This is a genomic window from Microcystis sp. M49636_WE2 (assembly GCF_030065375.1).
GTDB lineage: Bacteria > Cyanobacteriota > Cyanobacteriia > Cyanobacteriales > Microcystaceae > Microcystis > Microcystis aeruginosa_C.
The window spans coordinates 1-2,635 of record NZ_JASJFG010000197.1 but is presented as its reverse complement, the minus strand read 5'-3'; the positions used below and the strand labels follow the sequence as shown (position 1 = coordinate 2,635).

Genomic DNA, 2,635 nt, shown 5'->3' with positions numbered 1-2,635 from the left:
CCCATAGATAGCCCAGATAGCCATGGCGCGTAAATAATGACAGGCGCGAAAAGTTCCCACCGATGTTATTGCTTCCGGGGTGCGAAATTGTAAGCCATTTTCATAGACTTGTTTCACCACCGCTTCTGTAATTTGCCATCCTTGCTTTTCCATTCCCATTTGTAGTAAAAAAGCCACCAACCCAAAATTAATTCCTACCCAAACTTCCAAGGGATGAGTTGCCTGGGGATTTTCGGGAGTACCATCGGGTTTTAACCCATTTGCCGCCCCAAATTTTCCCCCATGAAACTTGAGAAAACAAGCCTGATAAATCTTACCTAAAGCTGATTGCGTGTATTGATTTTCTACCACATCCGGTAAAGCCAATAAACGGGCATAAAATTGACCGCATAATTGGTCAGTCATCACCACATCGGAACCACTGCCACTATCTAAATTATAATATTCTCCATTCCAGAGAGTCTGATGATAAATAGCGCGAGATTGCTGTAACCAACTGGCAAAAATTGCCGTATCTTCTCCAATGATTTCGCCAATTTTAATCGTTGCTTCTAGGGCCGCTATCCACAAACCACCACAATAGGCACTAATTCCTTGTAAACGCCAATCATCAAAGGTTTGGTCTGGTGCGCCGGAATTTTCGGGAATCCCATCGTTATCAAGGTCAAAAGTTTTTAAATATTGCAAAGTCAGGACAATTGACGGCCAACATTCCCGCAGAAAATCCTCATCTTTAGCCCCCGTTAATAAATAATCCCGATAGACTAATAAAACAAAATCACTGCCTAAATCTTTCCAGAGATTACAATCTTGATAACTGGTGTAATTGCTCTTTTGCCAAGGGTGTTCATTGGGTGCGCCTAAATCGTGGGGAGTGGCATTTTTAGCCTTACGAATGGCACTAGCTTGGTTATATCCAATAATCCGAGGAGTGTCGTCACTGCTGGGAATTGCCCTCGCAAAAGCTTCCATGACGGCCTTTTCTAAGCGCGGCCATAACATCAATAACCCAAAGGAACCATAGAGACGCACATCCAGACTTTCATACCAACGATAATCAATACATTCTAACACTCCGAATTGACCGATCGCATCCTGTTCCGTGGCGGCCGTCCAGAGAGTACCGCCGTCCGTTAACAGGTATAATTCATTAAATAAAGCCATTTTAAACCAATCGGCCAGATCGCTGCGTTCTAGGATCGGTTTTTGCCAGTTAATAATATTTTCTCGCCATGTATCGCCGTGTTTTAAAGCCGTGCGTACCATCGCCCAAGCATTTTGACCATTGCGACCGAAAAAGTCCGTATAACGACGATAATAGTTAATTCCTTGGGCAAATTCGGTTACGGGTAAATCCCAAGCTAAAATAAAAGGAATTTTGCGAGTTTTCCCCGGACGAATGGTAAAACGAATCGCCATGGCCGTGGCCGTTTGTTCCCCTTTTTCGGCGGTGGTTTCGTCCTCAATATCCGGTAAAGAGCCATTCATGGCGAAATAGTCCCAAACTTCGCCCCCATCGCCAGCAGGGTTCCATTTACCCCGATAGAATACCTCTAGACTTGGATTAGTGATAGTGGCAATCGCCATCTGTCCATCCCCTTCCCCGGGGTTTTCGTAATCCCGACGCATTAGACAGCCAACGCGGAAATTATCGACAATCCATTGATTATAATTACCCTCACTTTCCCCCCATTTTGATTGATATTCATAGACGGGACTGCCATCATCTCTCACCTTAACCACTGGGGATTTAATCGCGTTAGTAAACCAACCGATTGTATTTTGCCAAGTCAGCATAATACTAATAGTAATCGGTTTATCGGTGGGATTATGAGCCGTCCATTCAAATAGGGCTATAGGATAACTACTTTCTTGATAATTATGCGCCCAAACTGGTGAGAATTGTTCACAAATTAATTGAGTCTGAAAAACATCTTTGTACTCGTACCAACTGCGGGGATAAAGGGCAGAATATGTTCCCTTTTCGGCTGGATACCACGACCAGCGCGATAATGTTCCATCCGTCGGGCTTTCCGTCGCCATAGCGTAGGCTTGGGTGCTTCCGTCTTCTGTTTGTTCAAAAATGCTAAATTGACAGGCGGCAAGGCTATTAAAACTGTGTTCACCGCCGTCCAGATGCCAGAGGTTAAAGTCACCTTTGGGGGAACGTCCGATGCAACCGGCCCCAAATCCCCCCAGAGGCATCCCATGCCAAGGACCATCATCTAAATTGCTGGCGTAACGGACGCTGTAGGGTTTTTCCCAACCTTTGCCTAGAGGACGTTTCCAAGCAGCGGCGGGAATTTCTGGAAGGGAGACGAGATTAAGCATAGATTTAAGTGGGAATTATGAATTATGAATTATGAATTAGGAATTGGGGATAAGGGAGAGGGGATAAGGGAGAGGGGATAAGGGATAAGGGAGATGGGAGAGGGGATAAGGGAGAGGGGAAAGGGGAAAAGAGAGAATAAATAAAAATAATATCCTGAATTCAGACTCTACCGAACCTGTCATGTAAAACTATCAACAACTCGTGCTTGTAAAGCTTGTATACTAAAGCTTTGAGTTTTTGTTAGATTGATATTTATCAACTTTAGAGCATTGCTGGGCAGAGAGGGAGCTTGAGGAATCTTCT

Annotated in this window: 1 protein-coding gene; it reads right to left on the bottom strand. The window is 44.5% G+C overall.

All coding sequences use genetic code 11. The features are described 5' to 3' along the window. The coding region (locus tag PX484_RS04505) for a GH116 family glycosyl hydrolase (RefSeq protein ID WP_288103000.1) at nt 1-2,331 on the bottom strand (2,331 nt) is incomplete at its 3' end. Between the last annotated feature and the right edge of the window lie 304 nt (nt 2,332-2,635).